Source organism: Streptomyces sp. NBC_00386 (genome assembly GCF_036063235.1).
Classification (GTDB): Bacteria; Actinomycetota; Actinomycetes; order Streptomycetales; family Streptomycetaceae; genus Streptomyces.
This window is the reverse complement of record NZ_CP107950.1, coordinates 1123999-1146724: the sequence shown is the minus strand read 5'-3', so window position 1 is coordinate 1146724 and position 22726 is coordinate 1123999. Positions and strand designations below refer to the sequence as shown.

The 22726-nt window shown below is 70.8% G+C and carries 19 protein-coding genes; 9 read left to right on the top strand and 10 right to left on the bottom strand.

Going from position 1 to position 22726, the window contains the following annotated elements:
• Positions 1-27: 27 nt before the first annotated feature.
• Positions 28-405 carry a hypothetical protein gene (locus tag OG780_RS04875; RefSeq protein WP_328445032.1) on the bottom strand — a complete coding sequence of 126 codons (378 nt, stop codon included), beginning with the start codon at positions 403-405 and terminating at the stop codon, positions 28-30.
• 403 nt (positions 406-808) lie between these two features.
• Complete coding sequence (locus tag OG780_RS04870) at positions 809-1735, bottom strand: MurR/RpiR family transcriptional regulator (protein WP_328445030.1); 927 nt, start codon at positions 1733-1735, stop codon at positions 809-811.
• 191 nt (positions 1736-1926) lie between these two features.
• On the opposite strand from OG780_RS04870, the gene OG780_RS04865 reads away from it, so the two are divergent.
• Complete coding sequence (locus tag OG780_RS04865) at positions 1927-2325, top strand: hypothetical protein (RefSeq protein ID WP_326783895.1); 399 nt, start codon at positions 1927-1929, stop codon at positions 2323-2325.
• A gap of 11 nt (positions 2326-2336) precedes the next feature.
• Positions 2337-3158, top strand: coding sequence for a DUF1206 domain-containing protein (locus OG780_RS04860; RefSeq protein ID WP_443062108.1), 822 nt, complete (start codon positions 2337-2339; stop codon positions 3156-3158).
• A gap of 88 nt (positions 3159-3246) precedes the next feature.
• On the opposite strand, the gene OG780_RS04855 is transcribed toward OG780_RS04860, so the two are convergent.
• Together OG780_RS04855 and OG780_RS04850 are read right to left on the bottom strand one after the other, a co-directional pair.
• The gene (locus OG780_RS04855; RefSeq protein ID WP_328445026.1) at positions 3247-4539 is read right to left on the bottom strand and encodes a ThuA domain-containing protein; all 1293 of its coding nucleotides are present in this window, start codon (positions 4537-4539) and stop codon (positions 3247-3249) included.
• A 35-nt stretch (positions 4540-4574) separates the two neighbouring features.
• A complete protein-coding gene (locus tag OG780_RS04850) occupies positions 4575-6821 on the bottom strand; it encodes an RICIN domain-containing protein (protein ID WP_328445023.1) in 2247 nt (748 codons plus the stop codon).
• Positions 6822-7712: 891 nt separating this feature from the next.
• On the opposite strand from OG780_RS04850, the gene OG780_RS04845 reads away from it, so the two are divergent.
• Complete coding sequence (locus tag OG780_RS04845) at positions 7713-9491, top strand: cation:proton antiporter (RefSeq protein ID WP_328445021.1); 1779 nt, start codon at positions 7713-7715, stop codon at positions 9489-9491.
• A gap of 152 nt (positions 9492-9643) precedes the next feature.
• Entirely contained in the window at positions 9644-10036 is a 393-nt protein-coding gene (locus tag OG780_RS04840; protein ID WP_326783890.1) for a DUF7144 family membrane protein, read from the top strand.
• Positions 10037-10054: 18 nt separating this feature from the next.
• Here the strand turns inward: OG780_RS04840 and OG780_RS04835 are convergent, their stop codons facing one another.
• Positions 10055-11878 carry a glycoside hydrolase family 15 protein gene (locus tag OG780_RS04835; protein ID WP_328457896.1) on the bottom strand — a complete coding sequence of 608 codons (1824 nt, stop codon included), beginning with the start codon at positions 11876-11878 and terminating at the stop codon, positions 10055-10057.
• A 258-nt stretch (positions 11879-12136) separates the two neighbouring features.
• On the opposite strand from OG780_RS04835, the gene OG780_RS04830 reads away from it, so the two are divergent.
• Positions 12137-13120, top strand: a complete 984-nt coding sequence (locus OG780_RS04830) for an aldo/keto reductase (RefSeq protein ID WP_326783889.1) — start codon at positions 12137-12139, stop codon at positions 13118-13120.
• A gap of 107 nt (positions 13121-13227) precedes the next feature.
• On the opposite strand, the gene OG780_RS04825 is transcribed toward OG780_RS04830, so the two are convergent.
• On the bottom strand, positions 13228-13911 hold the full coding sequence (locus tag OG780_RS04825) for a DUF2238 domain-containing protein (protein ID WP_443062107.1): 684 nt from the start codon (positions 13909-13911) through the stop codon (positions 13228-13230).
• Between the two features lie 199 nt (positions 13912-14110).
• Here OG780_RS04825 and OG780_RS04820 point away from each other — a divergent pair, with 199 nt between their 5' ends.
• Together OG780_RS04820 and OG780_RS04815 are read left to right on the top strand one after the other, a co-directional pair.
• A complete protein-coding gene (locus tag OG780_RS04820; protein ID WP_328445017.1) occupies positions 14111-14845 on the top strand; it encodes a TetR/AcrR family transcriptional regulator in 735 nt (244 codons plus the stop codon).
• 83 nt (positions 14846-14928) lie between these two features.
• The gene (locus OG780_RS04815) at positions 14929-16080 is read left to right on the top strand and encodes an FAD-dependent oxidoreductase (RefSeq protein WP_328445015.1); all 1152 of its coding nucleotides are present in this window, start codon (positions 14929-14931) and stop codon (positions 16078-16080) included.
• Positions 16081-16099: 19 nt separating this feature from the next.
• On the opposite strand, the gene OG780_RS04810 is transcribed toward OG780_RS04815, so the two are convergent.
• The 3 genes from OG780_RS04810 to OG780_RS04800 form a co-directional block, all read right to left on the bottom strand.
• Positions 16100-17326, bottom strand: a complete 1227-nt coding sequence (locus tag OG780_RS04810; protein WP_328445013.1) for an ABC transporter permease — start codon at positions 17324-17326, stop codon at positions 16100-16102.
• A 278-nt stretch (positions 17327-17604) separates the two neighbouring features.
• Complete coding sequence (locus OG780_RS04805; RefSeq protein ID WP_328457892.1) at positions 17605-17973, bottom strand: hypothetical protein; 369 nt, start codon at positions 17971-17973, stop codon at positions 17605-17607.
• Positions 17974-18401: 428 nt separating this feature from the next.
• The gene (locus tag OG780_RS04800) at positions 18402-19430 is read right to left on the bottom strand and encodes a hypothetical protein (protein ID WP_443062106.1); all 1029 of its coding nucleotides are present in this window, start codon (positions 19428-19430) and stop codon (positions 18402-18404) included.
• A gap of 252 nt (positions 19431-19682) precedes the next feature.
• On the opposite strand from OG780_RS04800, the gene tgmA reads away from it, so the two are divergent.
• Positions 19683-19874, top strand: a complete 192-nt coding sequence (gene tgmA / locus OG780_RS04795; RefSeq protein ID WP_103547447.1) for a putative ATP-grasp-modified RiPP — start codon at positions 19683-19685, stop codon at positions 19872-19874.
• Positions 19875-19888: 14 nt separating this feature from the next.
• A complete protein-coding gene (gene tgmB, locus OG780_RS04790; protein ID WP_328445009.1) occupies positions 19889-20842 on the top strand; it encodes an ATP-grasp ribosomal peptide maturase in 954 nt (317 codons plus the stop codon).
• A 40-nt stretch (positions 20843-20882) separates the two neighbouring features.
• Here the strand turns inward: tgmB and OG780_RS04785 are convergent, their stop codons facing one another.
• Entirely contained in the window at positions 20883-22523 is a 1641-nt protein-coding gene (locus OG780_RS04785) for a protein kinase domain-containing protein (RefSeq protein WP_328445007.1), read from the bottom strand.
• Between the last annotated feature and the right edge of the window lie 203 nt (positions 22524-22726).

Below are 22726 nucleotides of genomic sequence, written 5' to 3'. Positions count from 1 at the left end.
TGCCGGGCCACGGCAGGGCCCGGGACCTCAGTTTCGCGGGTGGGCGTGGTCGAGGAGCGCCTGGGACACCGCACGGATGCTCCGGGCGATGTGCTGGAGCTGCATCACCTCGGCGGCGTACATCTTGATGGAGTGCTCGATCACACCCTCCTGGAGGCCCAGGCCGGGCAGCTCGGAGCGGGCGGTCTGCAGCGCCGTACGGGCGACCCGTATCTCCTGCTGCACCTGAAGGTGGGCGTGGCGGGCGAGCAGGACGGGGTGCTTGTGCAGGACGGGGTAGGTCGCGTAGCGGCTCGGCACCAGCTCGCGCAGCCATTTCACCGCCGATCGCTCCCAGTCGAAACTGCCGGGGGTCTTGACCTGGCACGGCCAGTCCGAGGTGATCGGTGAATACGTCAGGGCCATGTTCATCGCTTCCGGATTACGTCGGCGGGGGACTCTGGGGGCGGCCCCGGCATAGGGGGACCGGGGCCGCCACCACGGGTCTCGCAGGCGAGACCCGCTCGAACACCCGGGACCCGATGCGGGTAGGAGCGGACGGCCCCCGGTGCTCATGGGTCGTGACCTGGAATCCTCCGGGGCACGATCCGAAAGAAGTATTTATATATGCCGCCAGAAGCGCAAGGACATGAAAACATTCATGCACGCTTTGTTGTGAATGATCCCGTGATGCCGTGGTGAGAGCGGGTACGGGAGAGGCCGCCATGCAAGCCGGAGCGCTCCTCGCGACAGCGGAGGCTCCCTCCGTCGATGCCGGGGCCGATGCCGGGCCGACACCCGGGGTCGGGGGCCGGCTCGAGCCCCGAGGTCAGTCCCGCAGGAAGAACTGGTGCTGCTCGGCGACCTGCTCGTACTCCTCCAGGCGCGCCTGGGTGCGCTCGGGATCGGCGTCGGTCATGGCCTGGAGCAGGGCCGCCGACAGCACCACGGGCGCCGCGTAGGAGTCGAAGACGAGCCGGGAACCGGTCCCGGTGGCGAAGGTCACGTCGGCCTCGTCGGCCAGCGGGCCCAGCCCGAGGTCGGTGACCAGGGCCACCTGCAGGCCCGCGCTGCGCGCGACCCGCATGGCCGTGAGCGTCTCCTGGGCGTGCCGGGGCATCCCGAAGGCCAGGACCCACGTGCCGCCCGCCTCTCGCGACTGGAGCAGCGCGTCGTAGGCGACCGAGCCGCCGTGGGTCACCACCCGCACGTCCGGGTGGATGCGGCGGGCCGCGTAGGCGAAGTACTCGGCCAGCGAGCCGGAGATCCGCAGTCCGAGGACCGTCAGCGGCGCCGACTCCGACAGGGCCCGGCCGACGCGGATGATCTGGTCGGGATCGGTGAAGTCCCGCCGCAGGTTCTCCAGGTTCTCGATCTCGGCGTCCACCGCGGCCTGGAGCTCGTTGCTGGTGACCTCGGCGGGGGTTCCCGGTGTGCTGCTGCCCAGGGTGCTGAGCGCGATGGCCTGGAGGCTCTCGCGCAGGGCGGGGTAACCGCTGAAGCCCACGGCCGCCGCGAAACGCGTCACGGAGGGCTGGCTCACCCCCACCCGCTCGGCGAGGTCGGTGATCGACAGGAACGCGGCCTCGGTGAGGTGCTCGATCAGGTATTGGGCGATGCGCCGCTGGCCAGGGGAGAGCCGGGGTCCGTCGAAGAGCTCCCTGAGCTGGGACGTGGGCGCCACGCCCGCCTCGGGCGCCGTCTTTCCCGAGGTGATCGCGGATGCCTGGGCGCGTGCCTGCTGCGGCGATGGCACCGGTGCGCCTCCTTCATGTCCCACGAGAACTCAACATAGCTCACGGACCTTTCTGACCTGGGCCGGTATGCGCGCAACCAATGCGTGCGTTCCCCGTTTCGCGCGGGACTGCGGGGTACTCGCACAACTGTCACGACGTGCTCGTCCGCGGGCGCGCGTGCCTGTTCGCCGACGCGAGGGAGAGGGTTTTCATGAGCGTGCAACAACTGCCCGCGTCAACGGTTCACGTGATGCTCGGGGACTGTTCCGCGGCCGACGCCAAAAGTGTGCTCGGTGTCCTGTGCGGCCGCTTCGCCGCGGACCGGGAAGGGGCGGACCAGCCCCACGAGTCCGAGAGCGGCAGGCCGACGGTGTGGACCGTGCTGTTCGACACCGCCGGAGATCCCAGCGGCAGAGCCGGGCCTGTCGTCGAACTTTCGGGGCAGCCGATCGTGGAGGCACAGGGTGGCCCCCAGGCGACACAGCGTCTGCGGGAGGTCCTCGGTGCCGCCTTCTCCGTGCACGAGCTGGGCACGGAGGCCGGTGACCAGGAGGTTCAGATGAGGCTGCGACTGGATTCGAGTACGGCGCACGAGACGCGGTCCGTGTGAACGCCGGGTCGGTGGCCCGCGACGGAGAGATCGGCGCCCGCCGTGCGGCGACCGGCTCAGCGCGTGAGGGCGCGGCCCGCGCGGGGCTGACCGCCCGGGGGGTGATCTACGTCCTGGTCGGCGTGCTGGCCCTGCGTATCGCCTTCGGCGACAGCGGCGGGCGGCAGGCGGACCGGGGCGGTGCCCTTCAGGAGATCGCCACGAAGCCGTTCGGCGCGGCCCTGCTGTGGGCTCTGGGCGCCGGGCTCGTGGGCATGGCGCTGTGGCGGCTGTCCGAGGCGTCGTTCGGCGCCGCCGGACAGGACGGCGGCAAGGCGGGCAAGCGCCTGATGGCGGCCGGGCGGTGCGTGTTCTACGGGTTCGTCGCCTACTCCGTGCTGGCCTTCGCGGCCGGCTCGCGCGGCAGCGGTTCGGGCGACCGGCAGTCCCAGGACGTCACGGCCAAGGCGCTGGGCATGCCCGGTGGCCAGTGGATCGTCGGTGCCGCCGGGGCGGGTCTGGTCGTCGCGGGCGTCTGGATCGCCGTACGGGCCGTGATGCGCAAGTACCACAAGCACCTCAAGCTCGGTGAGATGTCGCGGCGGGTCCGCGGGGCTGTCGACACGACGGGAGTCGGCGGCGGGGCCGCGCGCGGTGTGGTGTTCGCGGCGGCGGGTGCCTTCGCGGTCCGGGCCGCCGTGGAGTACCGGCCCGACCAGGCCAAGGGGATGGACGGCACGCTGCGGTCCTTCGCCGGAACGCCGATGGGCCCGTGGCTGCTGGCCTGCGTCGCCGCCGGCCTCGTCCTGTTCGGGCTGTTCTCGTTCGCGATGGCACGGTGGCGCAGGGTGTGAGGCACCGGACGGGCCGGGGTCGCGTGTCCGGCCGGTGCCGCGAGGGTGCCTCCGCCGCCGCGCGACGGAGGCACCCGACGTGGACCGGTCAGGGCTGCGCGGTGAGTGCGAAGCTCTGGGCGGCCGATCCGTCACAGCCGCGCTGGGTGAGCTGCACGCTGTTCGCGGCGGATGCCGCCGCGCTCAGGCACTTGCCGCTGTGCCGGGCGACGAAGTGGTAGCGCCCGCTGCTCTCCTTCACCGGCTGCCACTGCTGGTTCTGACCGCTCGACCAACTCCACAGCTGCAGCGGCGCGTTGTCGGCCGTCGAGCGGTCGGTGACATCGACGACCTGCTGAGGATCCAGCCGCAGCGCGATCCGCGTGTAGCCGCTGTCCGTCGAGCGGAACTGGAACTGCTGCGCCTGCGTGCCGTTGCAGGCGTACTGCTGGACCGCGGTCCCGTTCGCCGTGCCGGCCGAACGGGCGTCCACACAGGTGCCGTTGCCCGAACCGGCCAGGGAGTACCAGGCGGTCTCCGAGATCGGGTCCGTCGGTGGCACCGAGGTGTCCGCCCCGCCGAGCCACTTGAGCCCGTCCAGCAGGAACCGGTTCTGGGCCGTACTGGCGAACGTCGACGACAGCGTGGTGTTCGTCGCGTAGTCCATCGCGTTGTGACCGAAGTTCGCGTACAGCATCCGGTACTTCGTGTTGGTCCACAGAACCGGGTAATAGCCGCTGTACCAGGTCTGGTTCGGGTCGGTGCCCAGCGGGAAACTGCTCGGGTCGACCGAGGCGAGGACACGGATGTCCGGGTTCTGCCGCAGGTCGTTCGACCAGCTGTACCACTCGCTGACCGACGAGGTGAACGTGGCCGGCAGGTTCACGGTGGAGGGATGCGTCCGGTCCTCGACCTTCAGGACGGCGGTCGTCGGCCCCCAGGTGTTGGACTTGAAGTTCCCGCTGCCCAGGAACTGGTTGTGGTACCAGGACCAGCTCGGCGCGTCGGTGGTGAAGGCGGAGACATGGAAGCCCATCCAGCCGCCGCCGGCACGCATGTACTGCTCGAAACCGGCGCGTTGGGCCGCGGTCTGCGGCAGGTCGTCGAGGAACAGGACGACTTGGTACGCGTTCACGCCCCCGTTGCTGAGCAGGTCCCAGTTGTTGCTGGCCGTGTAGGTGAAGCCGTTCGCCGCGGCCTGCTTCGGGAACCAGTCGTTGGCCTCGTGGACGAAACTGATGTGGGCCGCGTCCCAGGTGCCGTTGTAGAGGGCGAGCACCTTGAACGGGGCCGCCGTGGCGCTCGCGTGCGCGGCCGGCGGCGAGGCGAGGCCGAGCAGGGTCGCCAGCAGGACGAGGACCCGCAGGACACCGCGCGCCGGTGGGGACTGGCTGATGCGCATCCGGTTCTCCTTCCCGTACGTGTCAGGGGTGGTGGTCACGGGTAGCTGACGAGGTCGGCGACGTTGGTGGAGGAGTTGGAAGGGCCGCCCCGGTCGTTGACGACGTGCCGGATGGTGCCCGTACCGCCGAGGGAGACGGTCACCATGTCCTTGAAACGCACGTTGGCGTTGACGGGCGCCTCGATGGCGTGCTCCGCGGCGACGGCGGGGTTGACGTTGAAGTAGCAGTAGCTGCCGAAGCCGTACACCTCATGGCTGGTCACGGAGGGCGCGACCTTGTAGGCGGCGTAGCCCTGCGTCGAACCGTTCATCCACGCCGCCTGGCTGGGCGGGTCGTAGGGCATCTCGTTCTGGTAGAAGTACGTGCGGCCGCCGTTGCCGTTCCAGACGGTCTGGTACTTCTGGTAGTGCTCGACGAACAGGCCGTACATGGTCACGTCGTCGCCGTTCACGACCAGGCCGGTGTCGGCCGTGTTGCTGGTCCAGCCGACCCCGCTGCCGTGGTCCGCGCGCCACAGCCACAGGTGGTCGCCGATGACGTCGTCGCTGTTGACGGTCAGGCTGGTGGTGGCCTTGCCGACGCCCGCGCCGCCGACGCGGAAGAACACGTCGTGCAGGGAGCTCGGGTCCGCGCTGTGGTCCGCGGAGGAGCCGCTCGGTCCCATCTCCAGCAGTTGCGCGGAGTTGGTCGTGCCCGCGTCGATCAGCAGCCCGGCGAGCCGGACGCCGTTCACGTCGGCGACCGTCATGGCGGTGATGCCGTTGTCGGGGACGAGGGTGGCCAGACCGAGGCCCAGGACCACGGTGTCGGCCCTGGTGACCCTGAGCGTCTGGTCGAGGTGGTAGACGCCCGGCGTCACCAGCAGGTTCTTGCCCTGGGCCAGCGCGTCGTTCAGCTGGGCCGCCGTCGCGCCCGGCTTCACCACGAAGAAGTCGGACAGCGGCAGGGACGAGCCCGCAGGAGTTCCCGAACTCCATGTCGTGCCGGTGGAGTTGGTGCGTACGGACGGGACGAACACCTTCCAGGCGCCCGCCGTGTCGACGTACAGGAAGGGCTTCTCGCGGGAGACCGGTGTCTGGCCCACCGTCGTGTACGGAGGGCTCGGGAAACTGTTCGCGGGGGCGTTCTTCGCGCCCACGAACACCATGTTCCAGTTGGAGCCGGTCCAGTTCGACCATTCGGTGTTGCGCGACAGCCACTGCTGCTGCGAACCGGAGTCGACCTGGCCGTCGATCTTCGTGTCGGCCATGTAGCCGCCGCTGGACCAGCCGCCGTCGTCCAGCGCCAGGTTGCCGCGCAGATGCATGCGCCGGTAGGGCGCCGCCTGCGACACCGCCCAGCGGTCCGTGCCGGACGGGGGAGTCACCGACAGGTTCTCCGCCGAACGCCAGAAGTTCTGGGTCGCGTTGCCCTGGAACCAGTCCGCCTCGGCGTGCACCGAGCCCCGGATGTCGACGTCGTCGGGGGAGAGGCCCAGACCCGCGACCTGGGTGTAGAAGCCGACGTTCGCGTTGGCGCTGTAGGTGCCGGGTTTGAAGAGGAAGGCCTTCCGGGCGGTGCCGAACTGGTTGGTCTCCTGCTGGGAGAAGGCCGCGTCGAGGCTGCTCTGGATGGTCGCGGCCGGTGTCGACGGGTCGAAGACGGTGACGTTCGGGCCCAGGTCCGGTGTCCCCGGAGGCTGTTGCGTGTCCACCGCGTTGACATGGAAGGACTGGGCCGCCGTGCCGTTGCAGGTGTACTGCTGGAGCTGCACGCTGTCGGCGGTGGAGGCGCTCGGTACGTCGAGGCACTTGCCGCTGCCCCGGTTCACGAAGTGGTAGGCGCCGCCGGCCTCCGCCACGGCCTGCCACTGCTGGTTGGTGCCGCCGCCGTACGCCCACAGCTGCACCAGCGCGCTGTCCGCGGTCGAGACGTCGGTGACGTCCCAGGCCTTGGTGCTGTCGGCCCGGTTGTCGACCTGGGAGTACCCGCCCGACGTGGCGGCGAACTGCCACTGCTGGGCCTGGCTGCTGTTGCAGGCGTACTGCTGGACCGCCGTGCCGTTCGCCGTTGCGGCGGCGCGGGCGTCGACGCACTTGCCGCTGCCCGCGTTGACGACGGTGGCCCAGCCCGCCGGCACCGCGGCCGCCTGCGCGAGTGCGTCGGTCCGGGCGGCGGCGCTCTGCGCGGTGGCCGTCAGGCCCGACACCGTCGTCGCCACGAGCGCGGTCACCGTGAGCAGCCCGGCCGTTCGACGGCGCCCGGATTCTCTTCGGGACCCGGACAGGGGGAATCTGGACATGCTGGACACTCCTGAACTGGTGGGGGGTTCATGTCCGTGAACATCGAATGCATTCATGGAGTTGTGGTGATCGGTGAACCTAAAGGTCTGCACCAAAGACGTCAAGATGTGAAACAAAGAACCCTCTCAAATGGCCAGTCCTCAACCGGAGTTGAAGAGACCGTGACCGGAGGGTCCCTGGACTCGGCTCTGTGACAGTCCTGTTCACCAGCGAGATGTGGAGGCGTTGCCGCTTCGTGAGGCGATTCACTTCTTGAAGGCTCGTCACATGGCGATGCGGGCAGAGCCGTTGACTGATGTCACCCGGCTGTCCGCACGGCCGTCCGGTGCGGTCGGCCGCCGTTCCGGCGCTCTCGGGCGGCGGCTCCGGGCCGGCGTTCTCCGTGTGGGGTTCCTTACAAGGTGATGACATGGCGGCGAACCACACCCATCTCACCCGCATCTCAGGGCACTCTGGTTCCGGGTCGGTGACTCCTGTCCTGGAGAGACACGGAAATCCGCCGACCACCGCGCCGACCGGCACCGCCGGTTCGTGTCCTGCGGCAAGGGAAGCGGCTGCCGCGGAACAGCGCCCCGGAGTACCTCCGGGGCGCCGTGCGTGTTCCGCGATGGGCGCAGGGCTCCGGCGGGAACCGCCCTCCGGCGGTGCACCGGAGCCGGACGGTTGCTCCGCCCGAGGGACCCGGCTACTTCCAACGGCCGAGCGCGGCGAGTCCGCCGTCGCCGACCCCCGGCGGGAGTGATTGCCTCGGTGGGGGACCGCCGACCTCGGAGCCGGCCCGGCTGTGGACGGGCCCGTCCGCGGCCCACGGATACCGGCGCCGTCCCGGGCGGCCACACCCAGGACGGGACGACACCCTCCGGTCCCCGACGACCGGCAGGGAGACAGCCGTGACGGAGAATCAGATCCTCCAGGGCCTCGGCCTGATCGCCGTCCTGGCCGTCGGTTCCCAGATCGTGGCGAGCCGGCTGAGGATCCCCGCCCTGATCGTCCTGCTGCCGGTCGGCTTCACCGCGGGCGCGCTGACCGACATCGTCAACCCCGACAAACTGCTCGGGGACGCCTTCTCCCCGATGGTCTCGCTCGCCGTCGCGGTGATCCTCTACGAAGCCGGGCTCGGCCTGGACATCAGCAGGCTGCACGGACACATGCACCGGGTCGTGGCACGACTGATCTGGATCGGCGTCCTGATCACCTGGGGGGTCGCCGCCGTTCTCGCGGTGCCGCTGCTGGGCATGTCGAAGAGTTCGGCGGTCATGCTCGGCGTGATCCTCGTCGTCTCGGGGCCCACCGTCGTCGGCCCGCTGCTCCACTTCGTGCGGCCGACCGAGCGGATCCAGCGCATCCTGATCTGGGAGGGGTCGCTGATCGACCCGGTCGGCGGCATCCTCGGCGCGCTCGTGTTCCACGCGGTCGTCGCCGACGACAGCAACGGTCTGGCCGGCAAGATCGGTCAGTTCGCGGCGAGTTCGGCCGTCGGACTGATCGGAGGCGCGGTGGGCGCCGCCGTCCTGTGGTTCCTGCTCGGCCGGCTGCACCTGGGCGAGGTGCTGGGGACGACGGCGCAGCTCGCCGCCGCGGTGGGTATGGCGGCCCTCTGCGACGCGATCCGGGACGACACCGGGCTCATCGCCGCGGTCGTGATGGGGATGGCCCTCGCCAATCTGCCGGGTGTCTCCCTCCCGGCGCGCCGCCCCTTTCTGGAGACCTTGGTCTCGCTGATCATCGGGCTGCTGTTCATCTCGATCTCGGCCACGGTCACCCCGGCGTCCCTGCGGCACATCGTCCTGCCCACGCTCGCTCTCGTCGCCGCTCTGGTCCTGGTGGTCAGACCGCTGGTCGCGCTGCTGTCGACCGTGCGCACGGACCTGACCCGCGGCGAGCGAGCGTTCCTCGGCTGGATGGCACCGCGCGGAATCGTCGCCGCGTCCACCGCCTCGACCTTCTCCGCCACGCTCGTGGCCGATCATGTCGGGGGCGCCCAGAAGATCCTGCCCGCCACCTTCCTGGTGATCGTCGCCACGGTGACGCTGTACGGGCTGAGCGCGCACCCCGTGGCCCGGCGCCTGGGCGTGCTGCGCCCGGCCCGGGCCCGCCCACTGCTCGTGGGCGGCGACCCCTGGGCGATCGACCTGGGCCGCGCGCTGCGCTCCGCCGGCCTGGACGTGCTGATGTGGGCCGGACGGGAGGAGCAGCGCGACCTGATCCGGGACGCCGGACTGCACCTGGCGCCGGGTGAGCTGCTGGCGGCGGCCACCGGCGAGGGAGCCGAGCTCGAAGGCATCACCGGCGTCCTGCTGCTCACCGAGGAGGACGACTTCAACGCGCTGGCCTCGGAGACCCTGCGCGGCGCGGTGGACGGGTTCGTGCACCGGCTGGGGCCGCCCGGCCTGAGCCATGGCGTGGTGGCCCCCTACACGACCGGGGACACCCTGTTCGGGGCCGGACTGAGCAGACCGGAACTGGCCCGTCGCTACGAGGACGGCGCCCGGATCGTCTCCCGCCCGGCCGGGAACGGCATCCCGGACGGACACGCGCTGCTGTTCCTCGTGCGTCCCGACGGCCGCCTGGATCCGGTCACCGGCACCCGTACCCCGCTGCCGGAGGCCCGGGACACCGCGATCCTGCTCGGTCCGGCCCGGACACGGGACCCGGTGCGGGCGGACTGACGGCGCCCGGCCCGGGACGGCGTCCCGGCGCGAGGACTCGCCCCGTCCCTCCGACACCAACGGTCCAGTGCGGATTGCGGTCCGCCCGCCGGATGGATCTCATGGTTCCCATGCAGCGACAAGCTTCTGAGCCAGACGACCTCGTACCGCCGATGGAGCGTTCGCACTGGGTGGCCTTCGCCGGAATCCTGCTGATGGTCAGCGCCCTGTTCAACCTCCTCACCGGGTTCGTGGCGATCTTCAACCACGGCTACTACTCGAAGGTGTACTCCCAGGGCAACCGGTTGCTGATCCTCAACTACACGGCCTGGGGCTGGATCTTCGTCGCCATCGGCATCGTCATGGCCGTGCTGAGTCTCGGTGTGCTCGTGGGTTCCAGAGGGGCGCGGCTGGGGGCCATCGGCCTCGCCGCGTTCAGCCTGATCGCGCAGATGATCTTCCTGCCGGTCTACCCGTGGTGGTCGGTGTTCACGATGCTCGTGTCCCTGCTGGTCATCTACGGCCTGCTGGCCGAGCCGAAGCATGTGCACGGGGCGCGGGTGTAGCCGGTCCGGCGTCTTCGTTCAGCCGCGTTGCCGGTCGAGTGCCTCGTCGAGCGTGGTGGCGGCCATGATCAGCGACAGATGGGTGAACGCCTGGGGAAAGTTGCCCAGTTGCTCGCCGCTGGGGCCCACCTCCTCCGCGAAGAGCCCGACGTGGTTGGCGTACGTATGCATCTTCTCGAACGTGTAGCGCGCCTCGGCCAGCCTGCCGGAGCGGGCCAGCGCGTCGACGTACAGGAAGGTGCACAGACTGAAGGTGCCCTCCGAGCCGCGCAGGCCGTCCGGGGAGGCGGCGGGGTCGTAGCGGTGGACGAGGCTGTCGGAGACCAGCGTCCGGCCCATCGCGTCGAGCGTCGACAGCCAGGTCGGGTCCTTCGGGCCCAGGAAGCCGACCCGGGGGATGAGCAGGAGCGAGGCGTCCAGGACGCCGCCGTCGTAGTGCTGGACGTACGCCTTCTCCCGCTCGTTCCAGCCGCGGTCCATCACCTGCTCGAGGATCGTGTCCCGAGCCCGGGTCCACAGCGCGGTGTCCGCCGGCCGGCTCCAGTCGCGGGCCAGCCGCAGACCGCGGTTGAACGCGGCCCAGCACATCACGCGGCTGTACGTGAAGTCCTTGCGTCCGCCGCGGGTCTCCCAGATGCCCTCGTCGGGGCGGTCCCAGTTGTCGGCGAGCCAGTCCAGGGCGCGGGAGACGGCCTTCCATCCCGCGTAGTCGGCCTGGACGACGAGCTCACGCCCCTCCGAGATGCCGTAGAGGGCCTCGCCGTAGATGTCGAGCTGGAGCTGGTCGGAGGCGGCGTTGCCGACCCGTACGGGGGAGGAGCCGCGGTAGCCCTCGAAGTGTTCCAGGATCTCCTCGCCCAGCAGGGGCGTGCCGTCCACCCGGTACATGATCTGGAGCGCTTCGCCTTCCTGGTCCAGGCGTTCCACCAGCCGTTCGCGCAACCAGTGGGTGAACGCCGTCGCCTCCTCGGTGAACCCGAGGTCGATCAGGGCGCGCAGCGACAGGGATCCGTCCCGTACCCAGGTGTAGCGGTAGTCCCAGTTGCGTTCGCCGCCGATCTGTTCCGGCAGGCCCATGGTGGCCGCCGCGACCGGGGCGCCGGTGGGCGCGTAGGTGAGGAGCTTGAGGGTGATCGCGGAGCGGTGCACCATGTCGGGCCAGCGGCCCCGGTACCTGGAGTTCCGGACCCAGCCCTGCCAGAAGTCGAGGGTCCGCGCCAGGTTCTCCTCGGTCTCCGGCACGGTGGGCGGCGGCGGTGCCGTGGCGTCCGGACCGTCCACGGTGAACACGGCCGCCGCAGTCTCACCGGCCTTCAGGGTGACCGTGCTGCGGACGTCCCGGCCGTCCCGCTCCAGGGGGAAGGTGCTCCGGAGGAACGCGCTGATTCCCGGGCCGCGGAAGGCGGCGCCGTCGGGACCGACGGTGAGTTCGTGACCGGCCCGCCCGTAGTCGAAGCGCGGACGGCACTCCAGGGCGAACTCCATCGTTCCCCGTACCGTCCGCACGGTACGGACGAGGCGGTGCCGTGCGGAAGCGGTCCCGGAGCGGTCGGGCGGCATCCAGTCGAGGACCTCGCCCACCCCGTCGGGTGACATGAACCGGGTCACGAGCACCGCCGTGTCCGGGTAGTAGAGCTGCTTCCAGGTGCCCTTCGGGCCGGAGGGCGCCAACCGGAAGAAGCCGCCGCGGTCGTGGTCGAGCAGCGCGGCGAAGATGCTGGGGGAGTCGAAGCGAGGGGCGGCGAACCAGTCCACGACGCCCTTGGCGGAGACCAGAGCGGAGCACTGGAGATCCCCCACCAGGCCGTGGTCGGCGATGGGCGGATAGCGGTCCATGGTGATCCAATCTCGAGGATCCAGGCATCTTCACTATCCGACATGCCGGTCATGTGTGCTTGTCCGCCCTGGACGAGGTCCGCGACACGGGCGGTGACACGACCCGTCGGACCTGCCGGCATGGCGTTCACCGGACGCGTCGCGCGGACGGGTGCCGGCCGGCTCGGCGCGCGATCCGCCGGCCTTGGACGGCCCCGCCGTCGCGCGAGGACGCGCGGAGCGGGGACGTCCGGTCCGGTCCGGGGGAGGTGACAGACTGGCGCCATGGACGAGCGCGCATTCGACAGGTCCGGCCAGCATGCTTCCGTCATCGGTCTGGGCACCTGGCAACTGGGGGCTGACTGGGGCGAGGTGAGCGAGAAGGACGCTCTGGCCGTGCTGGAGACGGCGGCGGAGACGGGGGTCACCTTCTTCGACACCGCCGATGTGTACGGCGACGGGCGGAGCGAGGAGACCATCGCCGGCTTCCTGCGCGGCCGGCCGGACATGCACGTCATGGTCGCCACCAAGATGGGCCGCCGTGTCGACCAGATCCCGGAGAACTACGTCCTCGACAACTTCCGTGCCTGGAACGACCGTTCTCGCCGCAACCTCGGCGTCGACCGCCTCGACCTGGTGCAGCTCCACTGCCCGCCGACACCCGTGTACTCCTCGGACGCGGTGTACGACGCCCTCGACACCATGGTCGAGGAGGAGCGGATCGCGGCGTACGGCGTGAGCGTCGAGACGTGCGACGAGGCGCTGGCCGCCATCGCCCGCCCGAACGTGGCGAGCGTCCAGATCATCCTCAACGCCTTCCGTATGAAGCCCCTGCGCCAGGTTCTGCCGGCGGCCCGGGAGGCGGGTGTCGGCATCATCGCGCGGGTCCCGCTGGCCTCCGGGCTGCTCTCCGGCAAGTACACGAAGGACACGGTCTTCGCCGCCGACGACCACCGGACGTACAACCGCCACGGCGAGGCCTTCGACCAGGGCGAGACCTTCTCCGGGGTCGACTTCGCGACGGGCGTGGAGGCGGCGGCCGAGTTCTCCGCCCTCGCCCCCGAGGGGTACACGCCGGCCCAGCTGGCCCTGCGCTGGATCGTCGCCCAGCCCGGCGTGACCACCGTCATTCCGGGAGCCCGGTCGCCCGAACAGGCCCGCGCCAACGCGGAGGCCGCGAAGCTGCCGGAGCTGTCCCGGGCGACGCTGGACGCCATCGACGAGCTCTACGAGCGGCGGATCAAGGAGCAGGTGGAGAGCCGCTGGTGACACCGGCGCGGGACCCGCGGTCGCACCGCACCAGGTTCCCTGGAGCACCGCGCCACCGGGTCCCGCACCGTCCTGCGCCACCGGGTCCCGCGATCCGTTCCCGCGTCTCAGGCCCCGGAAGTCCGCGCCGGCGCGAGCGCGTCGAGCTGGCGGTCGTGCACCCGGCTGAGCACCAGCACCGAGACGGTCGCGCCGATCAGGGCGCAGAACATGTCCCACTGGGTGTCCCACACATCGCCCTGGGTCGCCAGAAAGGCGTCCGCGCCGTGCCCGCCGATCACCGCGGCCGCCCACTCGAACATCTCGAAGAGGGCGCTGAAGGCGAGACACGCGCACACGGTCAGGGGCGCCAGCCACCTGCTGCCGCGCAGCGGTGACGTCCTGCTGAGCAGCTCCCGCACCAGGACGGCCGGCACGAAGCCCTGCATGAGGTGTCCGAACCGGTCGTACGGATTGCGGTCGAGCCCGAACGTGTCGCGCACCCAGTCGCCCAACGGCACCTGCGCGTAGGTGTAATGGCCGCCCACCGCGAGCACCAGCGCGTGCGCCGCGAGAAGGCAGTACAGCAGGCTCGTCAGCGGGAACCGCCGCCGGCCGAGCACCACCAGCGGCAGCCCCACGAGCACCCACACGGTCTCCAGCAGCCAGGTCATCCGGTCGTGCGCGTGCCACGCGGAGAGCGCCATACCCGTCACGATCACCGCCAGGAGCACGGCCGGGAGGGCCTTGCGCCGGGCGTGCTCGGGGAAGGCGGGGTGTGGGCCGGGCGGCGCGAGGGCTGATCCGGGCATGACGGGCTCCTTCGTCCAGGTGGCCCCATGGTGGTGGAGCGCCGGGGAGGGTGGCATGAGTACGGGTACTCACCCGGGCCTGTGACCCGGGTACTCACCCGTGACGACCCGGGCCTGTGACCCGGGCACTCACCCGTGACGTGACGAACATGTTCGTCACGTACTTGTTCGCAACGAACATGTTCGTTATCGTGAAGGAGTGACAGGACAACCCGCCCCCCGCCCCAGCCGCCGCGAGCGCCCGGCCAAGCCGGCCCTGACCAGGGACGGCATCGTCGGCACCGCCGTGGCGCTGATGCGCGCCGAAGGACTTCAGCGCGTCACCATGCGCCGCCTGGCGCAGGAACTCGACACCGGACCGGCCTCGCTCTACGTCTATGTGCGCAACACCGCCGAACTGCACGCGGCCGTGCTCGACGACCTGCTCGGTGGAGTCGACCTGGGTCCGGCGCGGGCGGACGGCGACTGGCGCGGCCGGCTCGTGCGGATCCTCACCTCGTACACGGCCGTGCTGTTCGAGCACCCGGGACTCGCCCGCTCGGCCCTGGTGGCCCGCCCGTCCGGCGAGCGCTACCTGGACCTGGTCGAGGCGCTGCTGTCCCTGCTCGACGAGGGCGGTGTCCCCGGCGACCGGGCGGCGTGGGCGATCGACCTGCTGCTCCAGTTCGCCACCGCCACCGCGGCGGAACACGCCGCGGGGGACAAGGGAGCGACCGAGCCCGAGGGCGAGTGGGCGGCGCTGGACTCGGCGGTCCGCGGTGCCTCCCGCGAGCGGCACCCGCACATCGCCGATCAGGCCGCCGACCTGCTCTCCGGTCCGGGCGAGGCCCGTCTGGACTGGGGCTTCCACGTCCTGATCAACGGCGTCCTGTGCACAGCCCTCCCTGACCCGCCCGGTGCGCCGACCACGACCGCATCACCCGACACGCCGTGAGCGTCCCCCGCCGACGGCCGCCACCACCCGGCGGCGCCGTCACCGGGAGCCGACGGTCACCCCTGTACCGAGGAGACTCCGCCATGACGAACACCCACCACCCCATCACCGTGATCGGCGCCGGCCTGGGCGGCCTCACGCTCGCCCGCGTCCTGCATCTGAACGGCGTCGAGGCCGTGGTCCACGACCTGGACGCCTCACCGGCGGCCCGGCCCCAGGGCGGCATGCTCGACATGCACGAGGACGGGGGCCAGGCCGCGCTCCGCGCCGCGGGTCTCCACGACGGGTTCCGCGCGCTCATCCACGCCGGCGGCGAGGCCATGCGCATCCTCGACCGGCACGCCACCGTCCGGATGGAGGACACCGGCGAGAACGAGTCGCGCCCGGAGGTCTCCCGGGGCGCCCTGCGCGATCTCCTGCTGGGCTCGCTGCCCGAGGGCAGCGTCCGCTGGGACTCCAAGGTCACCGCGGCCCGGCCGGTCGGGGACGGCCGGCACGAGGTGACCCTCGCCGACGGAAGCACGTTCACCACCGACGTGCTGATCGGCGCCGACGGCGCCTGGTCGCGGGTGCGGCCACTGGTCACGGACACCACCCCGGTCTACTCCGGCCTCTCCTTCGTCGAGATGCACCTGCTCGACGCCGACACCCGTCATCCGCGGGGTGCGGAGGTCGTGGGAGGAGGCGTTCTGTTCGCGCTGGGCGAGGAGAAGGGCCTGCTGGGCCACCGTGACCCGGACGGCTCCCTGCACGTGTACGCGGCCCTGCGCGCGCCCGCCGACTGGGCGGTGTCCGGCGCCGTCGACTTCACCGACGCCGAAACGGCCAGGCGGAGCCTCCTGGAGCACTTCGACGGCTGGGACGAGAGCCTGCGCTCCCTCATCGCCGAGGCCGACGGCGAACTCGTCGCCCGGCCGATCCACGCACTGCCGCCCGGTCTGCGCTGGGAGCGCGTCCCCGGCGTCACCCTGCTCGGTGACGCCGCCCATCTGATGTCCCCCTTCGCCGGTGAGGGCGCCAACCTCGCGATGCTCGACGGCGCCGAACTGGCCGCCGCGCTCATCGCCCATCCCGGCGACACCGAGAAGGCCCTCACCGTCTACGAGGAGGCACTCTTCCCGCGCTCCGAGAACGCGGCGACCGAGTCGGCCGCGAACCTCGCCGTCTGCTTCGGCCCGGACGCGCCGCAGAGCCTGGTCGACCTGATGAACCAGTACCGCGGCGAGGCCGACTGAAGTTCGTTGAAGGCACCCGTCATGCGGTTTCGGCGTTGAGGACCGGCCCTGCGGGCTTGCGGGTGTGGGCCCATGCCGGGAGCACGGTCAGCGTCGCGATGGCCAGCAGGATGGCGAGCGCGGCGGTGAGCAGCCACGGTCCCGGGGGCGTGACCTGTGTGCCGAAGAGCCAGTACAGGCCGAGCCCGACCGGCATACCCACCGCCACTCCGGGCACGGCAGGCAGGAGTTGTGCGACACAGAGTGCCGCCACGACCTGGCCGGGGGTGGCACCGAGGGTACGGGCGATGGACAGGGCGCGCCGGGCCTGCACCGCGGTGCTCCAGCCGAGGAGCACGGTGTTGAGCGTGGACAGTGCCATCAGCGCGACGGTGACGGCGAGCAGCACCTGGCCGGTCTGGTCGGTCCGCACTTCGCCGGGGCCGAACCGATCGGAGGCGTGGACCGTGTCGAGATCGGCGTGGAAGGTGAGCATCGCGGTGACCATGACGGTGGTGGCGGCCGTTCCGGCGGAGGCCAGGACGGCGCGGCCGGGCCGGCGAGCGAGCAGCCGGATGCCGAGGAGCAGCGACGTGGGCAGATACGCCGTCATCGCGTTCAGACGCGGATGGTGCGTGAGCATGTGCGCCGGGTCGGCCAGGGTGTGGACGGTGCTGGTGCGGACGGTGCGCGCGGCGGGGCCGAGCGCACCGGTCAGGGCGACCAGGACGGCGAGGAAGACCGCTGCGAAGACGGTGCCGGAGTCCGGAGGGCTGACGGTGTCGAGCAGCCCAGCGCTGGGATCGACCAGGTGGGGGGCGGCCAGAGTCCCGGCAGTCAGTCCCAGCGCGGTGGCCAGGGCGGTCAGCATCAGGTACTGCGCCAGCAGTACGGCGGTGACGGTGCCGGGGCCGGCGCCGACGGCTTTGAGCAGTCCGGCACGGTGGTTGTCGCGTGTGGCGCGTGCGGTGGCGAGCGCGGCGAGGGTGACGATCGCGGCGACGGCGAGCAGCCAGCCGCCGATGACCAGGGCAGGCTGAGTTTGCTTGATCATGTTCGCGTCCATCTCGACGACGTCCTGCCAGGTGCGGGTGTTGACCCAGGGGTCGTCCTGGTGGTCGGGGGAGAATGCGCCGTCGAGCCATCGGAGGGGTGCGGTGGGGTCGGTCAGTTTCAGATGGATCAGGTAGACGCTGGGGGCATCGCCGACTGCCGCGCGGGCGTCGGCGGTGGTGAGCCAGATCCTGCCGCCCTTGTGCGTCCGCACCCCCCATACCCCCGGAGCGCCGTCGGAGCCTAGCCCGGCCCGACAGCAGAAGTGATCATGAGTTGGCAAAAGAGGCAAGCGGACCCTGCTGGTGCCGCATCAGGCAATGGGTGGTCGCCTGCGCGAGATCGCCAACAGGGCGAACATCGCCTGATGCGGGGATCCAGATGCGGGAAACCGTGAGGTTCGCGCGGGACGAACACCCCCACGGCCCGGCTGGGCAAGTCATCGACGGGCGCGGGCACGAGCCTGGTACTCCAGTGGACTTCCTGATCTAACTAGGCGTCGAGGTAGTGGTAATCCCCATCCGGTAGGCCGATCACCAGGCCGCCGTTGTGGACCCTCCACTCGCTCATGCCGTCGACGTCGTGGCTGATCAGAAACAGTCCCCGGGGCCTCTCGTCGTACTCGTCATCCTGGTAGGAGGCCGGGATCCGGGCGATCTGACGCAACCTCTCCTCGAACCAGTCGAGGGACACCGCGCGGATGTCGCCCCCGTAGAAGGCCCACCTGATGTTGTTGTACTGCCGAGCGGGGAAGGCCCAGCCCCCGCTGTAGGTGTGCTCCGGATCGTCTGCTTCCACGATCTCCTTGATCTGGGCCAGCTGTCCGTCATCGCACTCCAGCCAGCCCCTGACCGAGACCATGGTTCCCACGGCGGTTGCTCCTCATTCGTGTGGCGCGCTGCCCTGGCGCACGGTTCCTGCGCGCTTGCACGCTAGGGGCGACCTGCTCGGTCGCGCAAAGGGATTGACGGATGGATCAGCCGCCTCGAGCGAGAGCGGGCCATCCCCTGGACCGACACGCCGGCGAACGGAACTCCGCCCCGGGGCGGGCACCCGGCCTCGGCCGTTCCCCGTAACCCGGCAGATCCTTTCCCCGGTCCGACCGGCGTCCTCGGACACCAGGCCGGTGTAGGACTCAAGGCTGCTCGGAACCGGGGCTCAGAACCACGCACCGACATACGGAGGTGTTGATATGACAGCTCGTCAGGGGTGCCGCCGCTCCGGGTGGTCTTCCGGGTGACCGCGCGGCCGTGCAGGAACGCCCGTTCCCGCACGGCCACTTGGTCCGCTCACTCCCGGCCGGCCGCCCCGCGCAGTGCCGCGATGGCCGTACCGATCGCCTGCTGGAGCTCCTCCAGGCGCTGCATCATGTCGTCCTCGTAGATGTCGTCGGCGTCGTCGAAGGTCAGCTCCTCGAACACCTTCGTCGCCTTCTGAAGGCTGCTGTAGAACTTCGTCCGGCGTTCCTGGACACGCAGTTCGGGGTCTGCCTCCACCGTCTCGACGACGAGGTTCTTCATCGTGTCGTACGCCTCGTTGGCCCACTCGCCGGCGTCCTCGCCCTCGTCGAGCTCGTCGAGGAGGGACAGATGCCGTTCGGCCTCGGAGCGCAGCTCCGCCGGAGCGTCCAGCGTCTGTCCGGCCGGCGTTCTGATCTGACCCTTCTCCGCGATCTGGCGCACGTAGCCGATGCGGTCGGCCGCCCTGTTCTCGGTGGCCACCGCCTTCTTCAGCTCGTCCGTGCGGGCGATGTCGCGGGCCAACTCGGTCTGGAGCGCCGGGTCTTCCTTCACCCGGTCAAGGAGCGCGGCCCGCGCCGCCTTCGCCGTGGAGGGGTCGGCGAGGATCGCGGCCCGCAGCGCGGTCGGGTTCTCGGCCACCTCCAGGGCCTTGGTGGGACGGATGCCCTCGGCCTCGGCGGCCTCGGTGATGGCGGTGCCGCGCTCCGAGAAGGCACTGGAGCGGGCGGCGTAGTAGGCCGACCAGGCGTCCCCGTCCGGCAGTTCGACGTCCGCGCCGGGCAGCAGGGCCTCGAAATGGGGGACCAGGCCGTCGTCGGCGGCCCTGTCCCAGGCCTTGTAGTAGCGCATGACCCGCTCGGGCGAGCAGCCGGCCAGCTCCGCGAACTCCTTCGCGGACACCTTCTGCGTGTCCTCGGCGGACTGCCCGCCCGGACGGACACTGCGCGCCACCTTCAGCGCGAAGGCCCAGCCGCCGTTCCGCGCGTAGGCGCCGAAGTCATGCGCGTCGCGCTCGATGAGGCCGGGAACCCGGGTCTGCGTGGCGTCGTCTTTTGACGAGGTGATGGCTGCGGTCACCGGGAACTCTCCTGGGGTGGTGGGGCGTTGATGTCACGGAGGATGAAGCTATGGCCTAAGGTCTGCGTGGAATCAAGGAGACACGCGGAGACCGCGACCACAGCGGACACCCCAGTAAATCCGAAATGTGCAAGCCAGAAACGACGCGATGTGATGACCTTCACCCCGATGTGGCAGAAAGTGATGAATTCCTTACGGCTGTGTCACGTACGGGTGTGTATTGGCCATCGCGCGACCGCGGGAGGATCTTTCGTGCGACCGTTCACTCTCAACTACGCCCGGCCCTCAGGGCAGTCGGCCGCTGTACCCCCGTACCACTTCGACGTGTCCCTGCAACTGAACGTGCTGCCCGACGGCCGTCCGGCCGTCAGTGACCGCGCGCTGCTGATGGCGACCGGCACCACGACCTCGACGGCCGGTTCTCAGACGCACTTCGACGACTGACGGATGCCGCGCGCATGACGGTTCTCATACTCACGGCCGAACAGGACGTCACCGCCGACATGGTGGTGGCCAGACTGCATGAGCGCGGTGTGCCGATGGTGCGCCTCGATCCCGCCGACGTGCCCGGCAAGGCGGTGCTGTCAGCCGACTACGCCCACGGTGACTTCGACGGCTATCTGTCGGTCAACGGCCATGTGCTCAGCATGGGAGGCCTGCGCTCCGTGTGGGTGCGCAGGCCGGGTGAGCCCGCGGCCCATGCCGCGGAACCCTCCGCCTGGCTCACCGCGGAGACCAGGCAGGCCCTGTTCGGCATGCTCTACTCCGCCTCGACCCGCTGGATGAACCACCCGCGCCGTGCCGAACAGGCCCGGCACAAGCCCTGGCAGCTCAGGGTGGCGCACAGCAGCGGGTTCGCCGTGCCGCCCACCGTCATCACGACCGCCCCCCGGGTGGCACAGCAGTTCGTGGAGGAGCACGGGGACGTGGTGGTGAAGTCGGCCTCGGGGCCGCCGCCGGGTGAGCCTCCGGCGGCCCTGCCCACCACGCTGGTCGGACCCGGCACGGACTTCTCCGGCGTGGCGGCCGGTCCCGCCCTGCTCCAGCGCTACATTCCCCGACGCGCCGACATCCGGCTCACCGGCATCGGCACCCGGCTGTTCGCCGCCCGCAAGGCCGCCGAGCCCGGTCAGGTCGACGGCCGGTTCGGCGAGACGGACAACGGCTGGGAACCCACACCGGTGCCCCACCGCATCGCCCGTTCGGTCCACGACTACCTCGCCTTCACCGGACTCGCCTACGCGGCCTTCGACTTCGCCGAGGACACGGACGGCATCTGGTGGTTCCTGGAGTGCAACCAGGGAGGCCAGTTCGGCTTCATCGAGCTGGAGACCGGACAGCCCATCGCCGACGAGGTCGCCGTGTGGCTGGCGCAGCGAAGGCCCGGCCTCCGTATTCCGGAAGGACACTGACATGAACGCTCGGTGACGGATCGTCACTCCTTCTGGTCCGTCACTGCGTCCCGGTCCGGAAGGAGTCGAGGAAGGTCTTCAGCGCCTGCCGGTTGGCGGCGGTGTCCCAGTCGTCCGCCGGGGTCGTCCAGCGCAGCGAGAATCCCCGGTGCCCGCCGATGAGGAAACCGCGGCCGAGGGTGCGCACCCGTACGCCCTGGGACACGGAGTACCACTCCATGTCGGCGCCCTTCATGCCGCGGTAGGTCACCGGCCGGATGGCGCCCACCCGTTCGTAGCCGGTGGACACGGCGCGCAGGGACGGCTCCAGGTCGCTCCAGACGGCGACCGGGTCCGGCCCGAGCTGGGTGCTGTAGGTGACGGCCAGGGTGCGCGGATCGCCGCTCGCCCCGAACGTCACCCGGTAGGCGAGATCGTCGGAGGACTGTGTCTCCACGGGTTTCCAGCCCGACGGCAGGGCGATGGCGAAGCCCTGGGGCGCCCGGTAGAGGGAGAAGCCGGACGGCAGTGTCGCACCGGCGGTGGCCGAGGGGGAGGGGGACGGTTTCGCGGACGCCGTGGGCGTCCCCCGGCCGGAAGGCGCGCCGGCGCCGGTGGGGGTCGCGGACGGTGCGCGCGTGGCAGCCCGTGACGCCGCCGGGCCGGACGCGGAGGCGCCGTTCCCGCCCGGCAGTCCGTCCATCGAGAACACCAGGGCACCGGCGACCGTGACGGCGAGGGCCGCGCCCAGCAGAACCGGCCGGCCCACGGGCAGGCCGCCGCGGCTGCGCCCTGACTGCCCCTTGCCCTCGCCCTCCGCACGCCCGTCGCGGTGGTCCCCGGCGGGATCGAGGAGATCGGGCAGCGGCTCCGGCGGCGTGATCTCCTCGAAGTTCTGCCGGAGGATGCGCGTCAGCGACTCCCGCACGACAGCCTCGGGCACCCGCTCCACGGGGTCCCAGCGCAGCAGGCCCAGGATGGCGGGAGCGAGCGGGCCCGCGCTGCGCGGGGCCCTGACCGGCAGCCGGTCCACCGCCCGGAGCGTGGCCTCCGCCTCGCCCCGGTCCCGTACGGCCGGCCGGCCCTCGACCAGTGCGTACATCATCGCGCCCAGCGCCCAGAGATCGGCCGCGGGTGCGCCGCCCTCGCCGCGGGCCTGTTCGGGGGAGGCGTACGAGGGAGCGGTGACGCGGGGCGCGTCGGCGGACGCCGTCAGGCCGAACCCGGTCACGGTGACCGTGCCGTGCTCGTCGGACCACACCTGGCTCGGGCCGAGTTCGCGGTGCACGACTCCCTCGCGGTGCGCGGCGGTCAGGACATCGAGGACGCCGAGCCCGATTCCGGCAGCCCGCACATGATCGACGGGACCGTGCAGGAGGAGTTCGGACAGCGGGGCACCCGGAGGCCGCTCCGTGACGGTCCACAGGAAGCCCGGCTCCTCGACCACGTCGAGGACCGCGGCCACCCCTCCGTGGCAGGCCGGCCCGAGGATCTCGGCCGTACGCAGGATCCGGTCGGCGGCGGGCTCCGGTGTCTCCTCGCCTCCGTGTCCGCCGGCACGCGACCGGGTCAGGACTACGGGCCGCCCGAAGGCGGTGTCCTCGCCGTGCCACAGGACCCGGCCCTCCTCGCGCAGGAGGGCGTCGAGCAGCCGGTATCTCCCGGCGATCAACTCGCCCGCGGAGTCATGCGCCTTGGCCATCGTCATCCCTCGTCGTGTACCGGACATTCGCCTTTCCCAGAAGTACGCGGGATGTGACGAAGAGTGTTCAACGGGAGACGGTTGGAGATGAGTGTTTTTACCCGGACGCCCGGCCGTCGCGCGCCCGTACGAACAGTTCAGGCCCCCGTTTCCCGTCGGTTCACCGACCGGACGTTTGGCCGGTACAGCGCTCCGGAGTGCAC